The sequence below is a fragment of the Ruegeria sp. BG6 genome, assembly GCF_056538465.1.
The window spans coordinates 134,731-155,772 of the sequence record NZ_JBQFTB010000009.1; the positions used below are offsets into that span (position 1 = coordinate 134,731).

The 21,042-nt window shown below is 54.9% G+C and carries 19 protein-coding genes; 10 read left to right on the forward strand and 9 right to left on the reverse strand.

Annotated features, from left to right (window positions below):
- Positions 1 to 30 precede the first annotated feature (30 nt).
- Entirely contained in the window at positions 31 to 810 is a 780-nt protein-coding gene (locus tag ACR0JW_RS16255; protein ID WP_170680531.1) for a methyltransferase domain-containing protein, read from the reverse strand.
- A gap of 188 nt (positions 811 to 998) precedes the next feature.
- Between ACR0JW_RS16255 and ACR0JW_RS16260 the strand changes: the two genes are divergently transcribed.
- Positions 999 to 3,458 carry a GcvT family protein gene (locus ACR0JW_RS16260; protein ID WP_480714196.1) on the forward strand — a complete coding sequence of 820 codons (2,460 nt, stop codon included), beginning with the start codon at positions 999 to 1,001 and terminating at the stop codon, positions 3,456 to 3,458.
- 24 nt (positions 3,459 to 3,482) lie between these two features.
- On the opposite strand, the gene ACR0JW_RS16265 is transcribed toward ACR0JW_RS16260, so the two are convergent.
- The 5 genes from ACR0JW_RS16265 to ACR0JW_RS16285 all read right to left on the reverse strand — a co-directional run bounded on the left by ACR0JW_RS16265 (position 3,483) and on the right by ACR0JW_RS16285 (position 8,365).
- Positions 3,483 to 4,046, reverse strand: coding sequence for a TetR/AcrR family transcriptional regulator (locus tag ACR0JW_RS16265; RefSeq protein ID WP_480714197.1), 564 nt, complete (start codon positions 4,044 to 4,046; stop codon positions 3,483 to 3,485).
- A 70-nt stretch (positions 4,047 to 4,116) separates the two neighbouring features.
- Positions 4,117 to 4,959 carry an ABC transporter permease subunit gene (locus ACR0JW_RS16270; protein ID WP_170614538.1) on the reverse strand — a complete coding sequence of 281 codons (843 nt, stop codon included), beginning with the start codon at positions 4,957 to 4,959 and terminating at the stop codon, positions 4,117 to 4,119.
- Positions 4,960 to 5,868, reverse strand: coding sequence for an ABC transporter permease subunit (locus ACR0JW_RS16275; protein WP_480489611.1), 909 nt, complete (start codon positions 5,866 to 5,868; stop codon positions 4,960 to 4,962).
- Positions 5,869 to 5,918: 50 nt separating this feature from the next.
- Positions 5,919 to 7,001: an ABC transporter ATP-binding protein gene (locus ACR0JW_RS16280; protein ID WP_480714198.1), complete on the reverse strand. Its 1,083-nt coding sequence runs from the start codon at positions 6,999 to 7,001 to the stop codon at positions 5,919 to 5,921.
- Between the two features lie 146 nt (positions 7,002 to 7,147).
- A complete protein-coding gene (locus ACR0JW_RS16285; RefSeq protein WP_480714199.1) occupies positions 7,148 to 8,365 on the reverse strand; it encodes an extracellular solute-binding protein in 1,218 nt (405 codons plus the stop codon).
- A gap of 268 nt (positions 8,366 to 8,633) precedes the next feature.
- Here ACR0JW_RS16285 and ACR0JW_RS16290 point away from each other — a divergent pair, with 268 nt between their 5' ends.
- The 3 genes from ACR0JW_RS16290 to ACR0JW_RS16300 all read left to right on the forward strand — a co-directional run bounded on the left by ACR0JW_RS16290 (position 8,634) and on the right by ACR0JW_RS16300 (position 11,586).
- Positions 8,634 to 9,935 carry an aromatic ring-hydroxylating oxygenase subunit alpha gene (locus ACR0JW_RS16290; RefSeq protein ID WP_480714200.1) on the forward strand — a complete coding sequence of 434 codons (1,302 nt, stop codon included), beginning with the start codon at positions 8,634 to 8,636 and terminating at the stop codon, positions 9,933 to 9,935.
- Positions 9,936 to 9,950: 15 nt separating this feature from the next.
- Positions 9,951 to 10,193 (forward strand): hypothetical protein, encoded by a 243-nt coding sequence (locus tag ACR0JW_RS16295; protein ID WP_170680544.1) that lies wholly within the window; start codon positions 9,951 to 9,953, stop codon positions 10,191 to 10,193.
- Between the two features lie 127 nt (positions 10,194 to 10,320).
- On the forward strand, positions 10,321 to 11,586 hold the full coding sequence (locus ACR0JW_RS16300) for an NAD(P)/FAD-dependent oxidoreductase (protein ID WP_170680547.1): 1,266 nt from the start codon (positions 10,321 to 10,323) through the stop codon (positions 11,584 to 11,586).
- A gap of 108 nt (positions 11,587 to 11,694) precedes the next feature.
- On the opposite strand, the gene ACR0JW_RS16305 is transcribed toward ACR0JW_RS16300, so the two are convergent.
- Complete coding sequence (locus ACR0JW_RS16305) at positions 11,695 to 12,489, reverse strand: helix-turn-helix transcriptional regulator (protein ID WP_170680549.1); 795 nt, start codon at positions 12,487 to 12,489, stop codon at positions 11,695 to 11,697.
- Positions 12,490 to 12,606: 117 nt separating this feature from the next.
- Here ACR0JW_RS16305 and ACR0JW_RS16310 point away from each other — a divergent pair, with 117 nt between their 5' ends.
- The 6 genes from ACR0JW_RS16310 to ACR0JW_RS16335 are packed head-to-tail and all read left to right on the forward strand — an operon-like array spanning position 12,607 to position 18,223.
- Positions 12,607 to 13,737 (forward strand): ABC transporter ATP-binding protein, encoded by a 1,131-nt coding sequence (locus ACR0JW_RS16310; protein ID WP_170680551.1) that lies wholly within the window; start codon positions 12,607 to 12,609, stop codon positions 13,735 to 13,737.
- Between the two features lie 31 nt (positions 13,738 to 13,768).
- Positions 13,769 to 14,932 carry an extracellular solute-binding protein gene (locus ACR0JW_RS16315; RefSeq protein ID WP_170680554.1) on the forward strand — a complete coding sequence of 388 codons (1,164 nt, stop codon included), beginning with the start codon at positions 13,769 to 13,771 and terminating at the stop codon, positions 14,930 to 14,932.
- 27 nt (positions 14,933 to 14,959) lie between these two features.
- The gene (locus tag ACR0JW_RS16320) at positions 14,960 to 15,811 is read left to right on the forward strand and encodes an ABC transporter permease (RefSeq protein ID WP_170680556.1); all 852 of its coding nucleotides are present in this window, start codon (positions 14,960 to 14,962) and stop codon (positions 15,809 to 15,811) included.
- Positions 15,812 to 15,820: 9 nt separating this feature from the next.
- On the forward strand, positions 15,821 to 16,636 hold the full coding sequence (locus ACR0JW_RS16325) for an ABC transporter permease (protein WP_170614528.1): 816 nt from the start codon (positions 15,821 to 15,823) through the stop codon (positions 16,634 to 16,636).
- 35 nt (positions 16,637 to 16,671) lie between these two features.
- Complete coding sequence (locus ACR0JW_RS16330) at positions 16,672 to 17,430, forward strand: SDR family NAD(P)-dependent oxidoreductase (RefSeq protein ID WP_480714209.1); 759 nt, start codon at positions 16,672 to 16,674, stop codon at positions 17,428 to 17,430.
- A gap of 16 nt (positions 17,431 to 17,446) precedes the next feature.
- Positions 17,447 to 18,223, forward strand: a complete 777-nt coding sequence (locus tag ACR0JW_RS16335) for an SDR family oxidoreductase (RefSeq protein ID WP_170680558.1) — start codon at positions 17,447 to 17,449, stop codon at positions 18,221 to 18,223.
- A 219-nt stretch (positions 18,224 to 18,442) separates the two neighbouring features.
- Here the strand turns inward: ACR0JW_RS16335 and ACR0JW_RS16340 are convergent, their stop codons facing one another.
- Together ACR0JW_RS16340 and ACR0JW_RS16345 are read right to left on the reverse strand one after the other, a co-directional pair.
- A complete protein-coding gene (locus ACR0JW_RS16340) occupies positions 18,443 to 19,663 on the reverse strand; it encodes an aminopeptidase P family protein (protein WP_170614526.1) in 1,221 nt (406 codons plus the stop codon).
- A 162-nt stretch (positions 19,664 to 19,825) separates the two neighbouring features.
- Complete coding sequence (locus tag ACR0JW_RS16345) at positions 19,826 to 21,037, reverse strand: ABC transporter permease (protein ID WP_170614525.1); 1,212 nt, start codon at positions 21,035 to 21,037, stop codon at positions 19,826 to 19,828.
- Positions 21,038 to 21,042 lie beyond the last annotated feature (5 nt).

Here is a 21,042-nt window from a genome sequence, read left to right on the forward strand (position 1 = left end):
CCACGTCGCCAGGACTTGGCGCCGGCCAAGTCATGCTGGCTTTCGACCTCGGATGTGATGCGGGCAGTGCTCTCCGGATTTCAGCACAGGCTGCATCGCGTCCCAGATCTCGATTTGGTGTTCGATAAACTCGGCACCATGCCGGGCTTCCCAGTCAGCGCGGTTCGGCCCGGTCAAATCCGCAAGTTCCCCAGCAGAAACTTCCGCATACCAGGGATTGCGGTTGACCAATTCCACGTCTTCAAAGCCAGCCAACTCCATCGCGGCGCGATACTTGGAAGGTGACGCCATTTGAAACTCCAAAGCTTCCATCTTCACATAATGCGCCATCTCAGGTGACATGTCCCCATCATGATTGGTCAGCCAGTCAGAAGCGGCAAACTGCCCACCTGGCTTCAGCACACGAAAGGCCTCGGCAGCCATCGCGACCTTGTCGGGAATGTGGATGATCGAGTCTTTTGAGAACACGACGTCAAAAGTATCATCTTCGAAAGGCATTGGGCCCGGAGTGACCTCAAGGATTTCCACCTTTTCCTCCAAACCGGCCCGCTTCACTCGCTCTCTCGCCGCCGCGCAAACGGGAGCCTCCACATCTATGCCTGTCACTTTCCCCGCGCCGAACTCCTGCGCCATCAGCACTGCAATTGCCCCTGAACCACATCCAATATCAAGGATATGCTTGCCTTTGAGATCGATACCCTCAACAACCCGAGCGACTTCCTCAGGGCCTCCTGGCGAAAGGAACCCCTCCCCCCAAAGCTCTTCCAGGAAGTTGATCACCTGACGGTCGTAAAGGATATCGTCTGACATAAGCTTCCCCCGCATCTGATTGCCAGTTCACCGCCACAGTGAAGCCTGATCGCGCTGCCCTGACAAGCCTTTTTCCAGATAGGAAGGCGATGCTCAAAATCAACTATTGAATGATCATTCAGTCAGTAGACATTGAACGCCATGACTGATATGCGAGGAAATGAACGCCCAGAAAGGACATTCTCGCCATGGCTGACACCCTGCCGACGCACGCCCGGACCGTCATCATCGGGGGAGGTTCCATTGGCGCGAATACGGCCTATCACCTGACCAAGCTTGGCCATACCGATGTTGTGGTTCTTGAGCAGGGGCAACTGACATCCGGAACGACTTGGCACGCCGCGGGCCTTATCGTGGCCGGCCTGCTCAAGTCGGAAGCGGAATGCGCAATCTACACGCATGGACGCGATCTATACGCCAACCTTGAGAAAGAAACCGGTATTTCCACTGGTTTTCGGGACGTTGGATATCTGCAGATTGCGACCAACAAAGAACGCCTGCATGAAATGCGCCGTGTCGCAGCCTTCATGCGCCGTTTCGGGATAAACAATCACGAAGTTTCAGTAAAAGAAGCGCAGGATTTGTTCCCTATTGGTGACCTGTCGGACGTCGTTGGTGCGTTCCTGATACCCGAGGACGGGCGCGCCAACCCGGTGGACGTGACAATGTCGCTGGCAAAGGGGGCCAGAAGCAGAGGCGCCCGCTTCTTCGAAGGTGTTCGGGTCGACGAGATTTTGGTCAAGAACGGCACCGCGATTGGAATCCGCACTGCGAACGGTCACGCCATCACGGCTGAAAACGTTGTGATATGCGGTGGCATGTGGTCCCGCCAGTTGGGCGCCAAGCACGGCGTCAACCTGCCCCTTCAAGCGGCTGAGCACTACTACCTGATTACCGAGAGCATCCCGGGCCTGCCCCGCGATCTGCCCGTTCTCGAAGACCCTTCCACGTACACATATTACCGCGAAGAAGTTGGGGGGATGATGTTGGGTCTTTTCGAACCAGGTGCTGCGGCTTGGAAGCTCGATGGTATCCCGGACGAATGGCAATTCGGAGAGATCGAGCCGGACTGGGAACGTGTTGGGCCCGACCTTGAAAAAGCCTATTCGCGCGTGCCGGACACCATGAATTACGGCGTCAAGAAACTGTTCTGCGGGCCGGAAAGCTTTACGCCGGATCTTGCACCGCTTGTTGGTCCGACACCGGAACTTCGCAACCTCTGGGTGGCATGCGGGATGAACTCTTTGGGCATCCTCAATGGCGCCGGTACCGGTATGGTTCTGGCCCATTGGATTGTGGATGGCTTGCCCCCGATCGATGTCACGGGCATCAACGTCAATCGCTTTTCGCGTGAAATGGCCACGCCGGCGTTCCGGCGCGACAGAACGCCGGAGCTGCTGGGCAAGCTCTTTGGCCAGCATTACCACAATGAGAATTACAAGACGGCCAGAAATGTAAAGCGTTCCGTGCTGTATGACCGCCTGAAGGATGCAGGGGCGTTTTTCGGCGAAGGAAGTGGTTGGGAACAACCTGATTGGTTTGCCCCGACACCGGAACAGGCCAAGGTCGAGAAATACAGTTGGTATCGCCAAAACTGGTTTGAATGGCACGCCGAAGAACACAAGGCAGCGCGCGAGGAAGTCATCGTCATGGACATGACATCAATGGCGTGTTTCAGCGTCGAAGGTCCAGATGCATGCGCCCTTCTCTCGCGCCTTTCCTGCAATGAGGTTGATGTTGAACCCGGCCACGTGGTCTACACTGCCTGGGTGAATGAACAAGGTGGGTTTGAGGCCGACCTTACGGTTACTCGACTGTCCGAGCGGAAGTACTGGGTTATTGTCGGCGAAAACTCGGCAGGTCATACCGAAATGCGCATGCGGCGGCACATTCTGGACGATGAGAATGTGGTCATTACAGACGTCACTGCTGCGCGCTGCCAAATCAACGTTCACGGCCCAAAGTCACGCGAGCTTCTGAGCAGAATATCCGGCGCTGATTTGTCGGACCAAGGTTTCCCATTCATGACGGCCCGAGAGATTGACATCGGGTATGCCGTTGTTCTGGCCTATCGCGTGACCTTTATCGGGGAACTGGGCTGGGAGCTTCATGTGCCTGCCACTCAGGCCGTTCAAACATATGATCTGATAATGGAAACTGGTCGTGACTTGGGGGTTCGAAACGCGGGCATGCAAACCCTAAACTCCCTGCGACTCGAAAAGGCCTATCGTGATTTCGGAATTGATGTGGACAACACGGACAACCCCATTGAGGCCGGGCTTGGTTTTGCCATCAAACTGGACAAACCCGGAGGCTTCATCGGCAGGGAAGCGCTGGCTGCGATAAAAGCAAAAGGCACACCCAAAAACCGAATGCTGCAGTTTCTGCTGAAAGACGCTGAGCCCCTGATGTATGGCAACGAGATGATTTATCTGAACGGCAAGGAAGTCGGGTACATTCAGGTTGGCGTGTATGGACACACGCTTGGCGCGGCTGTCGGGATTGGTTTTGCCGAGACTGAAGAACCGCTGACGGCAGACATCGTCGCAAAGGGACACTGGCAGATCGAAATTGCCGACGAGAAATTCGACGCCACTGCTTCGCTAAAGCCGCTCTACGACTCCGGGATGAAGAAGATAAAGTGCTGAAGCACAATTACACGGTATTGCGGCTTAAACCGGAAAGTGTTTTGGAAAGAACCGCGACAGCGAAAGCAGGCAAACATCCCTGAACTCTCGCCGGTCAGCCACCTTGGGATACAACATCAGGCTGAGCCAAGCGCCGTCGGACATCGCCTCAACAGCTCGGGCAGTTTTTTCGGCCTCAAGATCGTCGTAATCGCCGTCGGCGATCAACTCTCCACATAGATGCAGAATTCGATCGTATCTCTCGTTGTCAAATTTATTGTGAATCTTCAAGTAATTAGGACGGTACTGTGCTTGCCCCCAGAACGCAAACCAGACCGCTAGACGCTTGTGCGTGCAGATGCTTTTGTCAAAATCCGCACGGATAATGGCCGCAAGCCGATGTGCGGCCGTAGGTTCCGCGTCGTCATAATACCTTAGCCAGTTTTCGTAGTGCTCTTGTGCCAGAAAACCCAGCGCAGCGTCATACAATGCTTCCTTGCTGTCGAAATGGTAATTCACAACCCCATGGGACAGATTGGCAGCTTCGGTCACGTGTTTCAGCGTTGTGTCAGAAAACCCGCGCCTCGAAATCGAGTCTATGGCCGCCATTATCAACTGCAGGCGACGAACTTCCGGAGGTTCAGTGCGTCGTTTTTTCTGAAGCTCGTGCGACTCCAATTTATCCTTCCTCTCGTTCAGCCATTTGTCTGTCCAGCAGATCCGCCCTTTGTTGCCGGAACATAACGATAGCTGCGATAGCGACGCAAATGGCGATCACGAGGATCATTATAGTCGCAAGCGCATTGATATCCGGCCTGAGGCCCAGTCGAATGCGCGAAAAGATCAGGATTGGCAAGGTATTTGCACCCGGACCTGTAACAAAACTGGCTATGACCAGGTCATCGAGAGACAAAGTAAACGCCAGCAGCCAACCTGAAATAAGGGCCGGTGTCAGCTGAGGAATGGTGATTGCAGTCAAGACTTTAAAAGGCTTGGCACCGAGATCGGCGGCAGCTTCTTCCAGAGTTTGCCCCACGCCGGTCAATCGTGCCTGAATTGTCACAGCGACATAGGCCATCGAAAAGGTAATATGCGCGATCGTAATCGTCGCGAACCCGCGCTCGGCGGGCCATCCGATTAGCTGGTTCAGGGAAATAAAGAAAACCAGCAAGGACAATCCGGTTATCACCTCGGGCATCACCAACGGCGCGACCAACATGCCACCAAACAAAGTCCGACCTTTGAACCGGCCAAATCGCACCATCGCAAGACCTGCAAGCGTACCAAGCGCTGTGGCAAAGGTTGCATTTACAACGGCGATCTGAAGGCTAAGGGAAACCGCGCTCCAGACTTCTGCAGATTGAAATAGCTCCTTGTACCATCGTAAGGACCATCCCCCCCAGACCGGAACCAGCTTGGAGTAGTTGAAAGAATAAATGATCAGCAAAATCATCGGGATATAGAAGAATGCCAAACCCAGTGTCAGCATGATCGTCAGGAAGCGGGAGCGTTTGCTGTACATCTATTGCTCCTCCGACGCTTTGCCCTGGTAGTGCTGGAACACCATGATGGGCAGCACCAGAATAACCAGCAGAACAATTGCAACCGCAGCAGCAACCGGCCAATCACTGTTTCTGGAGAACTCGTTATAGAGAACCCGGCCAATCATTTGCACGTTTCCACCCCCTAAAAGATCGGGAATAACGTATTCCCCAGTCGCAGGAATGAAGACCAGCAATGAGCCCGCGATGATGCCGGGCATCGTCAAGGGTAACGTGATTTTGAAGAACGTGTTCGTTGGCCGGGATCCGAGATCCGCTGCAGCTTCATTCAGGCTGTCATCCAGCTTTTCCATGTTCGCGTAGAGCGGCAGGATCATGAAGGGCATGTAGGTGTAGACGATACCAATATAGACAGCGAATTCGGTGTATAGCATCCGGATCGGTTCGTCGATTATACCAATTGCGATCAACAGGTTATTGATCGTACCTTGATCTGCAAGCAATCCCATCCACGCGTAGACGCGCAGCAGGAAGGACGTCCAGAACGGCAGGATTATTGCGAAAAGCAATAGCGGCTTGGCGACAGGGCCTGATCGAACGATTGCATAGGCTATGGGGTAGCCAAACAACAGGCACAGGAAGGTCGATGTCACCGAAATCTTGAGCGAGTTGACGTAGGTGTCAAAATAAAGGCTGTCTTCCCAGATGTAGATAAAATTGTCGAACACCAGACGGATCGTCATGATCCCGCTGTCCGACCACTCGATCAAACTGGTGAACGGAGGGCTTGCAATGGCAAGTTCAGCCAAGCTGATTTTGGCGACAATAAAGAACGGTGCCAGGAAGAAAACCAGAAGCCAGAAGAACGGTATGACGGTAACGATCTGTCGCCACTTGCTTTGCAAGCGCCGCATAAAAAGACCGAGCATCGGCTGTCGTTCAACCTGTAACGGTTCAGACCTATCTCCCGTGAAATCCGTCATGAGTGGAGCAACATGGCACTGGACGGATCCCAGCTGATATTCACCTTGTCCTCCCACGTAATGCGCTGAGTGGCATGCGTTGGGCGTGACTGGTTGGGCCTGGTCACATCGAATATTTCCCCATTGGGAAGCCTCACCTTGTAAATCGACGTCTCGCCCAAATAGCCAACGTCGTCGATGACCGCCGATGTTTGGTTGGGACCCTGAGCAACTTCATCGGACTTCGAAAGTCGGATTTTTTCGGGCCTCAAAGCCACCCAGATCTTACTGCCAACTTTCACAGAGTGACCGTGATCTATGAAAACCTCGCAGAATTCAGTCTCGACCCGAACATGATCTGCACCTTCCTCGGTTACCCTGCCCTCAAAAATATTCGCTGACCCGATGAAGTCGGCGACAAAGCGAGACGCGGGAAACTCGTATATTTCTGTCGGCGTTCCAATTTGCTTGAACCGCCCGGCGTCCATGACCGCCATACGCGACGACAACGTCATCGCTTCTTCCTGATCGTGGGTCACCACAATAAACGTGACACCGACCTTGTCCTGAATATTGGCAAGCTCAAACTGCGTTTGCTTGCGCAGCTTCTTGTCAAGCGCAGCCAAAGGCTCATCCAAAAGCAGCAGCTTTGGGCGTTTGACCAACGCACGAGCCAGCGCAACGCGCTGGCGTTGCCCGCCTGACAATTGCTTGGGTTTTCTCTTTTTGAAGTCTTCCAGTTCAACAAGCTTGAGGATGTCGTGCACCCTGTCGGCTATGTCAAATTTTGGGACATGGTCTTGTTCCAACCCGAAAGACACGTTCTTTTCGACAGACATATGCGGAAACAGCGCATAGCTTTGGAACATCATATTGGTTGGGCGTTCGTAGGCAGGAACGTCAGCCATATCGACGCCATCAATGATGATCGAGCCGGCGTTCAAATCCTCAAAGCCCGCGAGCATTCGAAGCAGAGTGGACTTTCCGCACCCTGATCCGCCCAGCAGACAGAACAACTCACCCTTGTAGATATCCAGATCGACGTTATCGACGGCCGTTACTTCACCGTACTTCTTTGTCACACCTCTGATCTGAACCAATGGTTGTTGTTCTGTTTTGTCTAGCCAAGGTGCTGCGCTGACAGCTTTTGAAACGGTCAATTTGGGCCTCGCAGTCTGCCTGTATGGATCCGAAGTGCAGTAGCGATCCGAATAGGTTCGCTACTGCACTTGCCGGTGTGAGTGGATTAGTTACCGGCTTTGAAGTCAGTCCAGGTACGGGTCTGCAAACGCTCGACCTTGGGAGGAAGAACCGCAGTTGTGTACATCTTGGCAACCTGATCAGACGTCGGGAATGCGGCCGGGCTGGATGTGACGGCTTCGTCAACCATTGGCTTTGCTGACAGGTTGGCAGTCGCATACCAGGTGAAGTTACTGTCATTGGCCGCAACTTCAGGGCGCATCATATAGTTCAAGAAAAGATGCGCGTCTTCCTTGTTAGCTGCGTCTTCCGGGATAAGCCAACCGTCGATCCACAACTGCGCGGTGCGTTCGCCTTCAGGCAAGAAGAAGTCCAGCACAACCCCGGTGTCGGCTTCGGCTGCCCCGGACATCGCAAGAAGGCCATCCGGCCCCCAAGTCGTAGAGACGCAGAACTCTTTCTGAGGCATTCTTTGGTACGCGTAGTTGTCGAAGGTTTTGATATACGGGCGGACTGCGGCCAGCATTTCTCCGACCTTTTCGTAGTCTTCCGCGTTCGTGGAATTCGGATCCAACCCCATGTGCGCCAAAGCCATCGGTATGATGTCGCCCGGAGAATCCAGGAAAGAAACACCGCACTTGGACAGCTCTTTCATGTGCACGGGATCGAACACCATGTCCATCGAACCGATGGGCGCGTCCGGATACGTCTCTTTCACCAATTCTTCGTTATAAGTGACCCCGTGCGTTCCCCACATATACGGAATGAAATGCTTGTTGCCCGGATCCCACTCACTGGCCAGTTGCTCCATGATAGCCGGATCAATGTGCTGAACGTTGTCCAGCTTCGATAAATCAAGCTCAGCGACGATGCCGGCCTTAATCAGCCGCGCCGTATCACTGCCTGCATGGCTGACCACATCATAGCCGCTGTTTCCTGCCAGCAGCTTGGCATCGATTGCTTCAGCCGAGTCGTACGGATCGTAAATTACCTTGATGCCGTACTCTTTCTCGAAGTTCTCGATCGTGTCTTCAGCGATGTATTCCCCCCAATTTGTGACTTTCAAAACGCGCTCTTGCGCAAGTACCGATCCGGAAATTGCAGTAGCCGTTACTGCGAGAACGGTAACCCCGGCGACTTTCCTGATTGAGTTCATAATTTCGCTTCCTCTCCCTGAGTGGTGGCTGCAGCAATTTTGCTTACTTTGTCTGCTGAACACTGTTTGTATGAGCACCCCCTTTTGACAGGTTTGCTCATCTTGCACCCCATTCCCCTCCAATCATCATGAATTTATCTGACTGGCCATTCAAAACGGTAGTCTGATGAAATCGCCGCTGTCAAGCAAAGCTGATCCAATTTTGATCAAAAGCCGACAACTCGCTTAATTGGCAGAAAACTTTCTAACTTTCCGCGCGCGCATCAACCTCAATTGGGTCGCAGGGAACCATTTGGGATCTACTTTTGAATGACTATTCAGTCAGAAATGATTGACGAGCAGCCCAAATTGGGCAAAATCTACAATCAATCGAACGATGGCTGATCCAACTGAAATCCAAGATCGCAGGCTGGGATTGGCCGAACCGACCAAAACACTGACTGATCAAGTCAAAACTGCGCGGATTGAACAGATGCATGACGAACCCCGGAACATCGAAGTTCCAGCCAATTGGGACAGACGTGGACTGCCGGGCTGGTGCTATCACAGCACCGCTCTTCTGGACCTTGAAAAGAGCAATCTGTTCAAAACACATTGGCAAATAGCATGTCACGTTTCGGATGTTCCGGAACCCGGCAGCTTCCTTTGTTTCGACATGTGCGGCGAGCGTGCGCTGATCGTACGAGACAACAACTCGGACATTCGAGCGTTTCTCAATGTTTGCCGTCATCGCGGATCACGGCTCGTGCCCAAAGATCAAGGAAAGTGTGAAAACGCCTTGGTTTGCCCGTTTCATGGCTGGGTTTACAATCTTAATGGAACGCTGCGTGGTGCCGCCCGGCCAGAGTCCTTTCCGGACCTGGACAAGCACAAGTTCGGCCTGAAAGAACTTGAAATGGAGATCTGGCACGGCCTTGTGTTTATCCGCTTCAAACCGGGCCCCCAGCCATCTGTGGCGGAACTTCTGGCCCCGATTGAACAGGAAATCTCAGCCTATAAAATGGCCGATCACGTTCCGACTGACGGGATCTGGACAGAAGAGACGCCCGTCAATTGGAAATCAATCAGAGACGTGGACAACGAAGGGTACCACGTACCGCTTGCGCACCCTGCCCTGCAGGATTTGTACGGTTCAACCTATTCAGACGAACCTTATGTCGATGGTGTCTCACGTTCTGATGCAAGTTTCACACCGACGAAAGGGCGTAGATGGGCTGTTCGCAACTACAAGAAGTTCACAAAGCCCCAACCCCACCTGCCCGAACACTTGCACAAAACCTGGCTTTACTATGGCATCTTCCCTAACGCGGTGATTGCTGTGACTCCCGAGACAATGTTGTTTTATCAGGAGTTTCCAATCACGACGAAAAAGTCCGTGCTGCGGAGCGCAACATATCGAAACCCGCACGAAGATCGCCAACAAAGGGCAGCCCGGTATCTCGCCGCCCGGATTGATCGCGAAACCGTGGAGGAAGATATTCAACTGACGATCTGGTCGAACGAATCCATGGCTTCGGAATCGTTCGAGGGTTTCTACCTTTCGGACCTCGAATATGGTGTCCGGTCACATCACGACCACCTCCGCAAGATACTGCCAGTCTACAATTCAGAAACCGCGCCAGGTGAAGATGAGGTTGTGTCGCTCAATACCGCCATGTCGGCTGCGCCCAAGACGTGAACAAGGGCGCGTTCTATGTCGGAAGCAGAGCTTCAAAAGCAACTTCTTGTGACGGAAGTCGGAATCAAAGGTTCCGGCGCCACAAGGTATGCGGCCGCAATGTACTTCTATCAGAACGGCAGAATCTCTGCCGAGATGCTGGAAATTTACCGGAGTTGCAGCAAATTTGACGCCGAAGACCCGCTTGATCTGGCCCGTTACGAGGGGGTTTCAGTGCCAGAATTGGTTGGTTTTTCAAATGAATGCACAGAGGCATGATAACGCCTGCGATTAAGATCACACCTCAGAAAGCTTCTGATGATTGGTGGGCGTCGCGACGGCGAGCAATCGAAGTGCAATCTTTGAATTCACCCTACAAGCCACTCAATGCGCCGGAGGAAACAAAGTGAACGCGTATGACTATGACGTCGTTGTTGTGGGTGCTGGCGCAGCGGGAATCGCGGCGACCCGGGCTCTTATGTCGGCAGGTTTGTCAGTTGTCTGTGTCGAGGCATCGAACCGCGTCGGGGGGCGCACCCACACGGATACGGAAATCTTTGGCGTCCCTTTCGACGTGGGGGCGCATTGGATGCACGCTGAACATGCCAACGCTCTGAAAGCGCCGGGTCTTGCGCTTGGCCTTGACCTTTACGCGGCCCCGGATAACGCAATGACATACGGTCTTAAAAATGATGCCGTTCTTTGGAACGAAGTAGAGGACATCCACAAAGACATAGCTGAAGCGGCGCGCCTCGATGCTGAAATTGAAACAAGCACCGGAGTTCCAACCGACCGGTCTTTGGCTGACATCTGGGAAGACAAGGGACCTTGGTCATTTACGGCAGCCATGACATTTGCGCTGTCGCTTGCCAGGGATTTGCCGGACACTTCCCTGCGAGACATCATTGCCTGGGAGGGGGGCGACGACTGGTTTTGCCGTGAAGGTTTCGGGCACCTCATCGCGTGCACGGCGCAGGGTCTTCCAATCAAACTGTCCAGTCCGGTCACAGAAATCGAAGCCCTGAGTGACGGTGTGCAGGTAACCATGGCGACTGGCAAAACCAAAGCGCGCACCGTGGTCGTAACAGTATCCGTCGGGGTGCTGGCCGAAGACGTCATCCGTTTTGATCCTCCCCTTGAATCCGACCGGCGCGCCGCGCTCGAACTCATTACAATGGGAGACTACAATCACGCAGGCCTTCTTTTTCACCCCGGTGCATTACCCGTGCAACCCGACACATGGCTGACCTACCACTTGAAACCCGACGCGTCCGGAGTGGCCCGCGGCGGAGGATTTCTATGCAACATCTCAAGCACCGGCCTCACCAGCTTTGAAAGTTCCGGAAGCCTTTCCAAAGACTTGCAGAACGCGGGACCTGAAAGCGCCATCGAACATGCACTTGAAACGCTGGTTGGTTTCTTCGGCTCGGCCATCAGAGAAAAATTCATCAAGGGACACGCAACCGCCTGGCGACATGAACCATACGTGCTTGGGTCTTACGCAGGATCCCAGCCGGGGGGCTATGGCCAACGTGCCGTTTTGCGACAACCCCATGCGGAATGGGTTCACTTTGCTGGCGAAGCGACACATCCCAACCAACAATGCTCTGTCAGTGGCGCCCACCTGGAAGGTTTGCGAGCGGCGGAAGATGTGGTGGCTCAGTTGCTTTGACAAACCGGGAACCATTCCGGCCCAGCAAGCGCAATAGTTATGCCTGCCAAACATCCCACCGTTTGGAACAGTTACTGGAAAGCGCCAAACGACACGTCACTGAAGGCTTCACTTTTCCTCCGGCCCCAACAGCGCGTCGATGAACCGCGAAAACAACTCTCCCTGAGACCGGATTCTAAGCTTGGAGTATATGTTCCGGCGGTGAATACGAACAGTTCCCGGAGAAATACCCAGTATTCGGCCAACGGCGTCAGCGGAATGGCCTTTGAGGGTAAACTCGACAACCTCCTTTTCGCGAGGCGTCAGAAGGCCCTCGTCAAACTTTTCAAATGCCTCGTCCACATTCAGCACCCGCCCCCTTCGCCGCGTATTTGCCGGCTTCTGCCCAAACTCTCCGGCCAATCCGTTCCAGTGATGCCTGCAGGTTTCACTGACCACCGGCCAGGCCTTCCCCAGTTCCCGAAAGTCCTTGGCGCTAAATGCCTTTTCTGCCCGCATCAACGAAACACAAACGGTTGCCTCGTCAGGCAGGTCAACTACATAGCAAATCTCTTCGGCCAAACCGGTCTGAACATAGTAATTTCGAAAGTACTCACCCTGATAAAACCGATCTGGTGCCAGATCACGTAACCGGTACAGACCTGGATCAATGGAATTTGCGCTGGCCAGGTAAAACGGATCCAGAAGATATGGACCCTCCTGATAATCCTCAACCATGATCTTCCGCTTCGATTTTGGGAAATCGTCAAACAGGTCGATCGGGCGCGCTGATCCGAGATACCCAAATATAACAGTATAGTCGAACCCACTGATTTCCTGCAGAGATTTCGAAAGCGTCTGGGAGAAATCGTCTGTTCCGATAGCAGCTATTACTGCGCCTGCTTCGGTCAACCAATCTGTCACGGCCGCCTCCTACTCAAATTTGAATACCACATTCGTGATATATACAAGAATCGACAAATTTTTTAACGTTTACCTGAAACAAGTGGTATTTCAAAAATGAGGATATGTCCCGAAAAAATGCCAAACGGTGAATATACCCAACAATCGGACAGATCGACAGGAAGCACTATCGCCGAGCTTCGCGGCGTGTCCAAAAGATTTGGGGACGTGTTGGCGGCCAATGATCTAAACCTTAAAATCGCAGAAGGAGAGTTTCTGTCGTTTCTAGGTCCGTCCGGGTGCGGCAAGACAACGGCTCTTAGAATGCTGGCAGGTTTTGAAAGCCCGTCGGAAGGCGATGTTTTGCTGGACGGAGAGGTGGTGAACTCGCTGGATGCCCATCTGCGTCCGGTCAACATGGTGTTTCAGCATTACGCACTGTTCCCGCACCTGACCGTTGCACAGAATATTGGATACGGTCTGAAACAGCGGCGCCCGAAGCTGCCCAAAGCGACGATCGCGCAAAAGGTCAGCAAGGCATTGGAAATTGTTCGGCTCGAAGGGTACGAAGCGCGCCGAATTTGGGAAATGTCCGGTGGACAGCAACAACGCGTAGCACTTGCCCGAGCTATCGTGAACGAACCCAAGCTGCTGCTGCTTGATGAACCGCTGGCGGCGCTGGACAGAAAATTGCGCAAGGAAATGCAGATCGAGCTGCAAAACATCCAGCGCCGTCTGGGCATTACCTTTGTCCTAGTAACCCACGATCAGGAAGAAGCGCTGTCGATGAGTGACAGGATCTGCATCATGCGCGACGGCCGGATCGAGCAGGTCGGCAGCCCACAGGACCTGTATGACCGGCCAGCAAACCGATATGTGGCTGGTTTTGTTGGCACGACCAACATTTTCAACGGTTCGATCACTGAAACAAGTAACCAAAATGCCGATGTGCAGCTGGTTACCGGGCAAACCGTCACGGGACAGAACCCGTTCAATCTGAATGTGGGAGAAGCCGTCGGCCTGAGCGTTCGGCCTGAACAAATCCATCTCAGCAGGACATCAAAGGCAGAAACCGACCTTGGGGTCACAGTCCTCAATCGCATCTTTCTGGGGGAACATACCGAATACCTGGTCAGGCATGACACACTGGGAGAGTTCCTGGTGTTGTCGCCACGCCAGTCAGAATTGAACGAGGGATCGTTCAAAGTGGATGAGCCGCTCTTTGCGTCCTGGAACGCCAGCGGAGCGCTCATCCTTTCCGGAGACTAACCTAACGGATCCAGCCAACAGGGGAAAACTCATGACAAAAACACCGGATCACATCTCGAAGCAGAAATTCATGGAAGAGCTGTACCGCTACAAGCGCGGTTCGGTCACACGCCGGCACTTTCTCGGTGTGACGGGTCTGGGGGCGGCGACGGCTGTGCTTGGCTCGGCCGTGCCGGGTCTTCGGCCAGGTCCCGCATGGGCATCCGGCGATATTGGGGATCGCGTGGTTCTCGCCACCTGGCCGAACTACCACGACACCGCCAATTTTGACGCCTTTGCCGAAGCGACCGGTGCCAATGTTCAGGTCAACGTCTTTGGGTCGAACGAAGAGATGTTGGCCAAGCTTCAGGCCGGGGCAACCGGCTGGGACGTGTACGTCCCGACCAATTACACCATCACCACCTATGTCAGTGAAGACCTGATCGAACCGCTTGATACATCGCGGCTGCCGAACTACGACGCGTCCGCCTATGACCCGCGTTATGCCGAGGCCGGCTCGGTCGATGGCAAGCTCTACGCCGTTCCCAAAAACTGGGGCTCGACCGGTTTTGTCGCCAATACCAGCCAACTCAACGGTGCGCCCACGCCGTCGAGCTGGAAAGAATTCTTTGATTTGACGATGGGAGATCTGTCTGGCGGTACAATCGTACATGACTATCAGCTGACAACGATCGGGAACGCGCTCAAGTACTTTGGCTATTCCTTCAACTCGGTCGACGAGAAGGAACTGGCCGACGCCGAGAAGCTGCTCATTGAAGCAAAGCCGTACCTGTTTGCAATTTCATCGGACATCCAGCCGTCCATGCGCAGCGGAGACGCGACACTGGCGATGGCCTGGTCTGGCGACGGCAAACAGCTGAACACCGATATGCCCGAGATCATGTACATCCTCGGCAAGGAAGGCGGCGAGTTGTGGAGCGATTACTACGCCATCCCGAAAGGGGCGCCCCACATGGATGCAGCCTATGCGCTGATCAACTACCTGCTGGATCCCGCCGTGAACGTCAAAGAGGTGCTGGCGCACGGCTACCCGACAGCAGATGCGAAATCGATCGCGATGTTGCCGGAGGAGTTGCAGAACGACCCGATCCTGTATCCGGCGCAGGAACTTCTGGACGCGCTTGAATTCGGTGCGGCGGTAACGCTGACCGATCCGAACCGCGCTGAACTTATGGCCCGGTTCAAATCTGCCTAAAGTCCCCAAACCGGAGATGAGAACGACATGAATGCGAGAACACGCAACTGGCTCTTGCTGGCCCCTGCCGGGACCTGGTTCCTGGTGATGCTTGTGCTGCCGCTGACGGTCGTTCTTATCTTCAGCTTTGGGGAACGCGGCCCGGCTGGCGGCTATGTGCCGGCTTTCACGCTGGAGCAATACGCCAACCTTCCGGCACGGTGGACCGCGTTCAAAAACACGATGGTGCTGGCCCCGGTCGGCACCATTGCCGCCTTGTTCATAGCCTATCCATTGGCGTATTTCCTGGCCGTCAAGGCTGATCCGAAATGGAAGACGGTTCTGCTGGTTCTGGTGATCGTTCCGTTCTGGACCTCGATCCTGATCCGCAGCTATGCGTGGATATTCCTGCTGGGCGGTCGCGGAATTCCAGAACTGATCGACTTTATAGGATTTGCAAAGCCACGTCTTATCAATACACCTTTCGCGGTCCTGATTGGCATCATCTACGGCTACCTTCCGCTGATGGTGTTTCCGATCTTCGTCAGCCTTGATCGGCTGGACAAGCGTCTGCTCGAAGCCTCTTCAGACCTTGGTGCCACACCTGTGCGGACCTTCCTGCAAGTGACTTTGCCACTGTCGGTACCCGGCGTCGCCACGGGCTGTCTGCTCGTGTTTATCCTCCTGATGGGGGAATTCCTGATCCCGGCGCTGCTGGGCGGAGGCAAAGTGTTCTTTGTTGGCAACGCGCTGGTCGATCTGTTCCTGCAATCGCGCAACTGGGCTTATGGGTCGGCGGTGGCGGCAACGCTGGTGTTCATCATGCTGATCTCGGTCACGATCTACATGCGCCTGATCTCGCGACTGGGGACCCAGCGCGAAGACGTATCGTTGATGTAGGGGGATAAGATGCGACTGTATGCTCTGTGCGTTTATTTGTTTCTCTATATCCCAATCGGGGTCATAGCGCTGTTCAGTTTTAATGCCGGACGCCATGCCAGCCAGCTGCAGGGTTTGTCCACGCAATGGTACGGCAAGGCGCTGAACAACCCGTTCGTCATGGATGCGTTGGAAACCAGCCTTATCGTGGCACTTGTATCGGCCACTCTGGCCTCTTTGTTCGGAACAATGGCGGCTGTGGGTTTGCAGGGTATCCGCGGGCCGATGCGCACGGCCTTCGACGGTTTGATCTACGTGGCTATCATGATCCCCGGCATCGTCATCGGAATTGCGACCCTGATCGCACTTGTCACTGTGTTCAACTTCGTGAACCCGGGCATTGCAGCGCTCTGGCCCGAAGGGGCTGAACCCCCAAAGCTCAACATGGGTATGGGCTCTCTCATTGCGGCGCACACCATGTTCACGATGGCCCTTGTCGTGATCATTGTTCGCGCAAGACTTTCCGGCATGGACGCCACCCTGACCGAGGCGTCGTCGGACCTCTATGCGACGCCATTTGGCACCTTCAGACAGGTCACCTTGCCATTGATCTTTCCAGCGATACTGGCCGGGTTTCTATTAAGCTTCACCTTCAGCTTTGACGATTTCATCATCGCATTCTTTGTCGCAGGGTCCGAGACAACGCTTCCAATCTACGTGTTTTCGTCAATCCGCCGCGGTGTCACGCCAGAGATCAACGCCATAGGCACAATGGTTCTGGCCGCGTCATTGGTCCTATTGATCACAGCCCAGGTCCTTCTGCGGAGGGGAGACAAGAAGAAATGACAGCTGTTAAGCTCATGAAAACACGTTCTGAAAAGATCTCTCTCGACGGTCGCATTGCCTTTGTGACCGGGGCTGGGTCCGGTATCGGAAGGGCCAGTGCCATCTCGATGGCTGAGTGCGGGGCCCACGTTGTCGTAACCGATCTTGTCGGCGAACTGGCCGAAGCGACGGCCCAAGAAATCATGGAAAATGGCGGCAGTGCCGAGAGCATAACGCTGGACATGACGGATGACAGCGCCGTTGTTGGCGCACTCCGGACGACAATCGAAAAACTAGGCCGACTGGACATACTGCATTCGCACGCAGGTATTCAGGTCGAGGGCACGTTGGAACAGGTCAGCCCCGAAGGCATGGATGAAAGCTGGCGGTTGAACGTACGGGCGCATTTCGTTGCGGCTCGGGCGGTGGTCGGGCAGATGCGTGCTCAGGGCGGCGGCAGCGTCATCATCACTTCGTCCAATTCTGGCGTTCAGTACGACCGCGAAATGATTGCCTATGCGACCACGAAGCACGCAGTTGTGGCGATGGTGCGCCAGATGGCTGCGGACTATGCCAAGGACAATATCAGGTTCAATGCGCTGTGCCCCGGTTGGGTCGACACACCATTCAACGCTGGCTTTGAAACCCAGATGGGCGGGCGGGCGGCTCTGGAAAGTTATATCGCGAACAGCATCCCCATGGGGCGTTGGGCGCAGGCCGATGAAATCGCCGATGCGGTCGTGTTTTTGGCCTCTGGCATGTCCACCTTCATGACGGGCCACGCGTTGGTGATCGACGGGGGTGAGTGTATCTGAAAAACGGGAGGGATTGATGGCACACCGGGCAAGACTGGAAGGAAAGACGGCTGTCATCGCCGGCGGAGCAACAGGGATGGGGCGTGCAACAGCCCTGTTGTTCGCGCAGGAAGGCGCAACTGTTTCGATCTTCGATATCAACGATGACGAGGGTCAGAAAACAGCTCAGATGATCCGTGATCAGGGTGGCAAAGCTAAGTTCTTTCACTGCGACGTCACCAGCGCCCGTGATATCGACACCGCATTTGATGCCAGCGTCGCCGAGTTCGGGGCATACAATGTGCTGTTCAATCATGCAGGCTCGATCATCGTAAAATCCCTGCATGAGACGTCGGAAGAAGAATATGATTGGCTGATGGACCTGAACGTGAAATCTGCTTTTCTTGTTTGCAGACGCGCGGTGAAAGAGATGGCCGACAACGGCGGTGGTTCGATCGTCATCACCTCGTCGATCGCTGCCGAGTTGGGGTACGCGCTGGAGTCCGTCTACTGCATGTCCAAGGCCGCCGTCCTGCAACTGTCCCGCACGATCTCGACCGAGTATCGGGACGCCGGAATACGCTGCAATGCGGTCTGTCCCGGATTTGTTGAAACAGCACATGGGCTGAAGGAAATTGCTGAACTGGACGCCGCCGGCCAGGAATGGGAGGACAGCGGCATGGCCGCAACGCAAGGGCGCATCTGCTACCCTGAAGAAGTGGCCAGAACCGTGGTCTTCCTTGCGTCGGATGACGCGAGTTTCATTAATGGAACAGCCACCTATGTCGACAACGGCTGGCACGCGAAGGGTTGAAGACTGGAGAGCGGGTGGAAACTGATTTCCGAAGGCTTGGCATTCCTAGAAGGACGGCCGCCCTGCCCGCGTCTGGCTGACTAAGTCTACATTTCGTGGGAATTTCGACTTTCGGGAAATCTCCATACGTCGAAAACCGGAACACTATTATTGCCGAAGTTTGCCTGCTCGGCGCGCATCCCAAAAAAGGGTGGAGCCAAAGCTCCACCCCATTGATCATCAGGCACCGATAATGTTGTGACCCGGTCCGTATGGGAAACCGGTGATGTTTTCGGCCCCGTCTTCACCCACCACCAGAATATCGTGTTCCCGGTAACCGCCCGCACCGGGTTGGCCTTCGGGAATCCACAGCATTGGCTCAATCGAAACGACCATGCCGGGTTCCAGCACGGTGTCGATGTCCTCACGCAATTCCAGACCGGCCTCACGACCATAGTAATGGCTCAGAACGCCGAACGAGTGGCCGTAGCCGAAAGAACGATACTGAAGCAGGCCTTCGTCGGCGAAGAACCGGTTGATCTCGGCAGTGATGCCGGAACAGGTGGCGCCTGGCTTGATCAGGCTGAGGCCAAGTTCGTGCGCTGCCACGTTTGCCTTCCATAGGCGCAGGCTGTCGGCATCCGGCTCGCCCAGAAACAGGGTCCGTTCCAGTGCGGTATAATAGCCCGAGATCATCGGGAAGGTGTTCAGGGACAGGATATCGCCCTTTTGCAGCGCGCGTTTTGTCACCGGGTTATGTGCGCCATCGGTGTTCAGACCGGACTGGAACCAAACCCAGGTGTCGCGGTATTCGGCATCCGGATAGGCACGCGCGATTTCCTCTTCCATCGCGTCTCGACCCGCCATTGCAACTTCGATCTCGGTTACGCCTTCGCGGATGGCCGCGTGAATGGCCGCACCGCCAACATCCGCAGTGCGCGCGCCGCCCTTGATCAGTTCAATTTCCTCTGCGGATTTGACCATACGAGCCGCCATCGTATCGGGCGCGACATCGACCAACTCGGGGGCACCCAGCATGCGCAGGGCAGTTTCACGCGCCGCAATGGTCATGTGGTCACTTTCGATCCCAACCCGCTTGGCGTTTCCGATCAGACTTGCAACGGCACGCCAGTAGTTGTCGCGCTTCCAGTCGGTGTAGATCACGTTGTCTTCAACTGACCGGCGCCACGGTTGCCCCGCATCGATATTAGCGGACACGGTGGTGCAGTTGTCTTGGGTCACAACGCAGCCATACGGGCGACCGAACGAACAATACAGAAAGCCCGAGTAGTAGGCGATGTTCTGCATGGACGTCAGCAGCACGACGGGGATATCCCGCTTGGCCATGATCGCGCGCAGCTTGCCAAGACGGCGGTCATACTCGGCCTTGCTGAACGGCAGCGGGGCCTTGTCACCATTGTGGCAGGTGAAGAACTCGGGGCGGTTTGAAATGTCAGTCATCTTTGGTCTCTCATCCTTGCCGGGTGTGCAATCCCCGGCCACATGTCCCGGCGTTCAGGACAGGCGGTCTCGGGGTCCGAGAGCCGATCACCTCCTTAGACGCCGCGACGCCATCGCGGCGGAGATGAACAGGTGAATCGATAGATCAGACTGTTTGCTACGTCAAGCGGGCGAAAGTCCCCGCAACCGTTCGGAACGGCGCCGCAACAGTTCGACCGTGGTCAACAGGGCAATCGACAAGACCACCAGGATTGTCGCAACCGCCAGAATGGTCGGGCTGATCTGCTCACGCAGGCCGGTGAACATCTGCCACGGCAAGGTCTTCTGGCTGGCGGAACCGACAAACAGTACCACGACCACTTCGTCGAATGACGTGATGAAGGCAAACAGACCACCCGAGATGACGCCAGGCAGGATCAGCGGCATCTGGATCTTGAAGAAGGTCCGCACCGGCCCCGCGCCCATATTGGCCGCAGCCCGGGTCAGGGACCGGTCAAAACCGACCAGAGTCGCCGTCACGGTGATGATCACAAAGGGAATACCCAGCACGGCGTGCGCCAAAATCACTTTCAGATAGCCCACGAAGTTCTTGTTCATGCCCAACGTGCCTTCAAGGAACCGTCCGATATCGCTGTAGAAAAAGAACATGCCCGTCGCCGAGATGATCAGCGGGACAATCATCGGAGAAATCAGAATACCCATGATCGCGCGGCGCCCGGGAACGTGGGACTGGCTAAGACCAATGGCGGCCAGAGTTCCCAGCGATACCGAAATAACCGTCGCAATCGGCGCAATGATGAGCGAGTTCTTGAAGCTGCGCTGCCATTCATTGTTGGTGAAGAAGTCCCGATAGTGCTTGAGGGAATAGCCTTCCGGGTCCAGCCGCAGCATCTCGGGCGTAAAGGTGAAGAAGTCCTGCGCGTTGAACGACAGTGGCAGCACCACAAGGATCGGCGTGATCAGGAAGACGAAGATCGCACCACAGATCACGCGAAACAGATAGTGGTAAAACACCTGTTGCGCTGTCAGGTACGGCAACAGCTTGCGCCGATAGCGCCCCTCATACAGCCAGTAGATAAACCAGACGAAAAACCAGCCGCCGAGTAAACCCAACACGCCGCCCATCAGGCCGGCCACCAAAAACCCTATGACGCCGAATCCGACGATGTTGATCCACCGTGCCAGTTTTTCATTCTTAACAAGATTTATGTAGACCCAGGCCAGCCCCGTAATCAGGACAGCTCCGCCCAGAATTCCAAGAAAAACCGAGCCATTTCCTGCGCCGACAAAGATGCCGGCAAAAGCCCCTGCCAGTGCGACACTGGGCAGAACCATGGACATGGGTTTGCGGGATATCGGTGTCAGTGCAGCCATCTTGA

What these genes read in the sequence shown, in the direction of transcription:
- ACR0JW_RS16255 (WP_170680531.1), bottom strand. Translation starts at nt 810, where the DNA reads ATGTCAGACGATATCCTTTACGACCGTCAGGTGATCAACTTCCTGGAA.
- ACR0JW_RS16260 (WP_480714196.1), top strand. Translation starts at nt 999, where the DNA reads ATGGCTGACACCCTGCCGACGCACGCCCGGACCGTCATCATCGGGGGA.
- ACR0JW_RS16265 (WP_480714197.1), bottom strand. Translation starts at nt 4,046, where the DNA reads ATGGCGGCCATAGACTCGATTTCGAGGCGCGGGTTTTCTGACACAACG.
- ACR0JW_RS16270 (WP_170614538.1), bottom strand. Translation starts at nt 4,959, where the DNA reads ATGTACAGCAAACGCTCCCGCTTCCTGACGATCATGCTGACACTGGGT.
- ACR0JW_RS16275 (WP_480489611.1), bottom strand. Translation starts at nt 5,868, where the DNA reads ATGCTCGGTCTTTTTATGCGGCGCTTGCAAAGCAAGTGGCGACAGATC.
- ACR0JW_RS16290 (WP_480714200.1), top strand. Translation starts at nt 8,634, where the DNA reads ATGGCTGATCCAACTGAAATCCAAGATCGCAGGCTGGGATTGGCCGAA.
- ACR0JW_RS16295 (WP_170680544.1), top strand. Translation starts at nt 9,951, where the DNA reads ATGTCGGAAGCAGAGCTTCAAAAGCAACTTCTTGTGACGGAAGTCGGA.
- ACR0JW_RS16310 (WP_170680551.1), top strand. Translation starts at nt 12,607, where the DNA reads ATGCCAAACGGTGAATATACCCAACAATCGGACAGATCGACAGGAAGC.
- ACR0JW_RS16315 (WP_170680554.1), top strand. Translation starts at nt 13,769, where the DNA reads ATGACAAAAACACCGGATCACATCTCGAAGCAGAAATTCATGGAAGAG.
- ACR0JW_RS16320 (WP_170680556.1), top strand. Translation starts at nt 14,960, where the DNA reads ATGAATGCGAGAACACGCAACTGGCTCTTGCTGGCCCCTGCCGGGACC.
- ACR0JW_RS16325 (WP_170614528.1), top strand. Translation starts at nt 15,821, where the DNA reads ATGCGACTGTATGCTCTGTGCGTTTATTTGTTTCTCTATATCCCAATC.
- ACR0JW_RS16335 (WP_170680558.1), top strand. Translation starts at nt 17,447, where the DNA reads ATGGCACACCGGGCAAGACTGGAAGGAAAGACGGCTGTCATCGCCGGC.
- ACR0JW_RS16340 (WP_170614526.1), bottom strand. Translation starts at nt 19,663, where the DNA reads ATGACTGACATTTCAAACCGCCCCGAGTTCTTCACCTGCCACAATGGT.
- ACR0JW_RS16345 (WP_170614525.1), bottom strand. Translation starts at nt 21,037, where the DNA reads ATGGCTGCACTGACACCGATATCCCGCAAACCCATGTCCATGGTTCTG.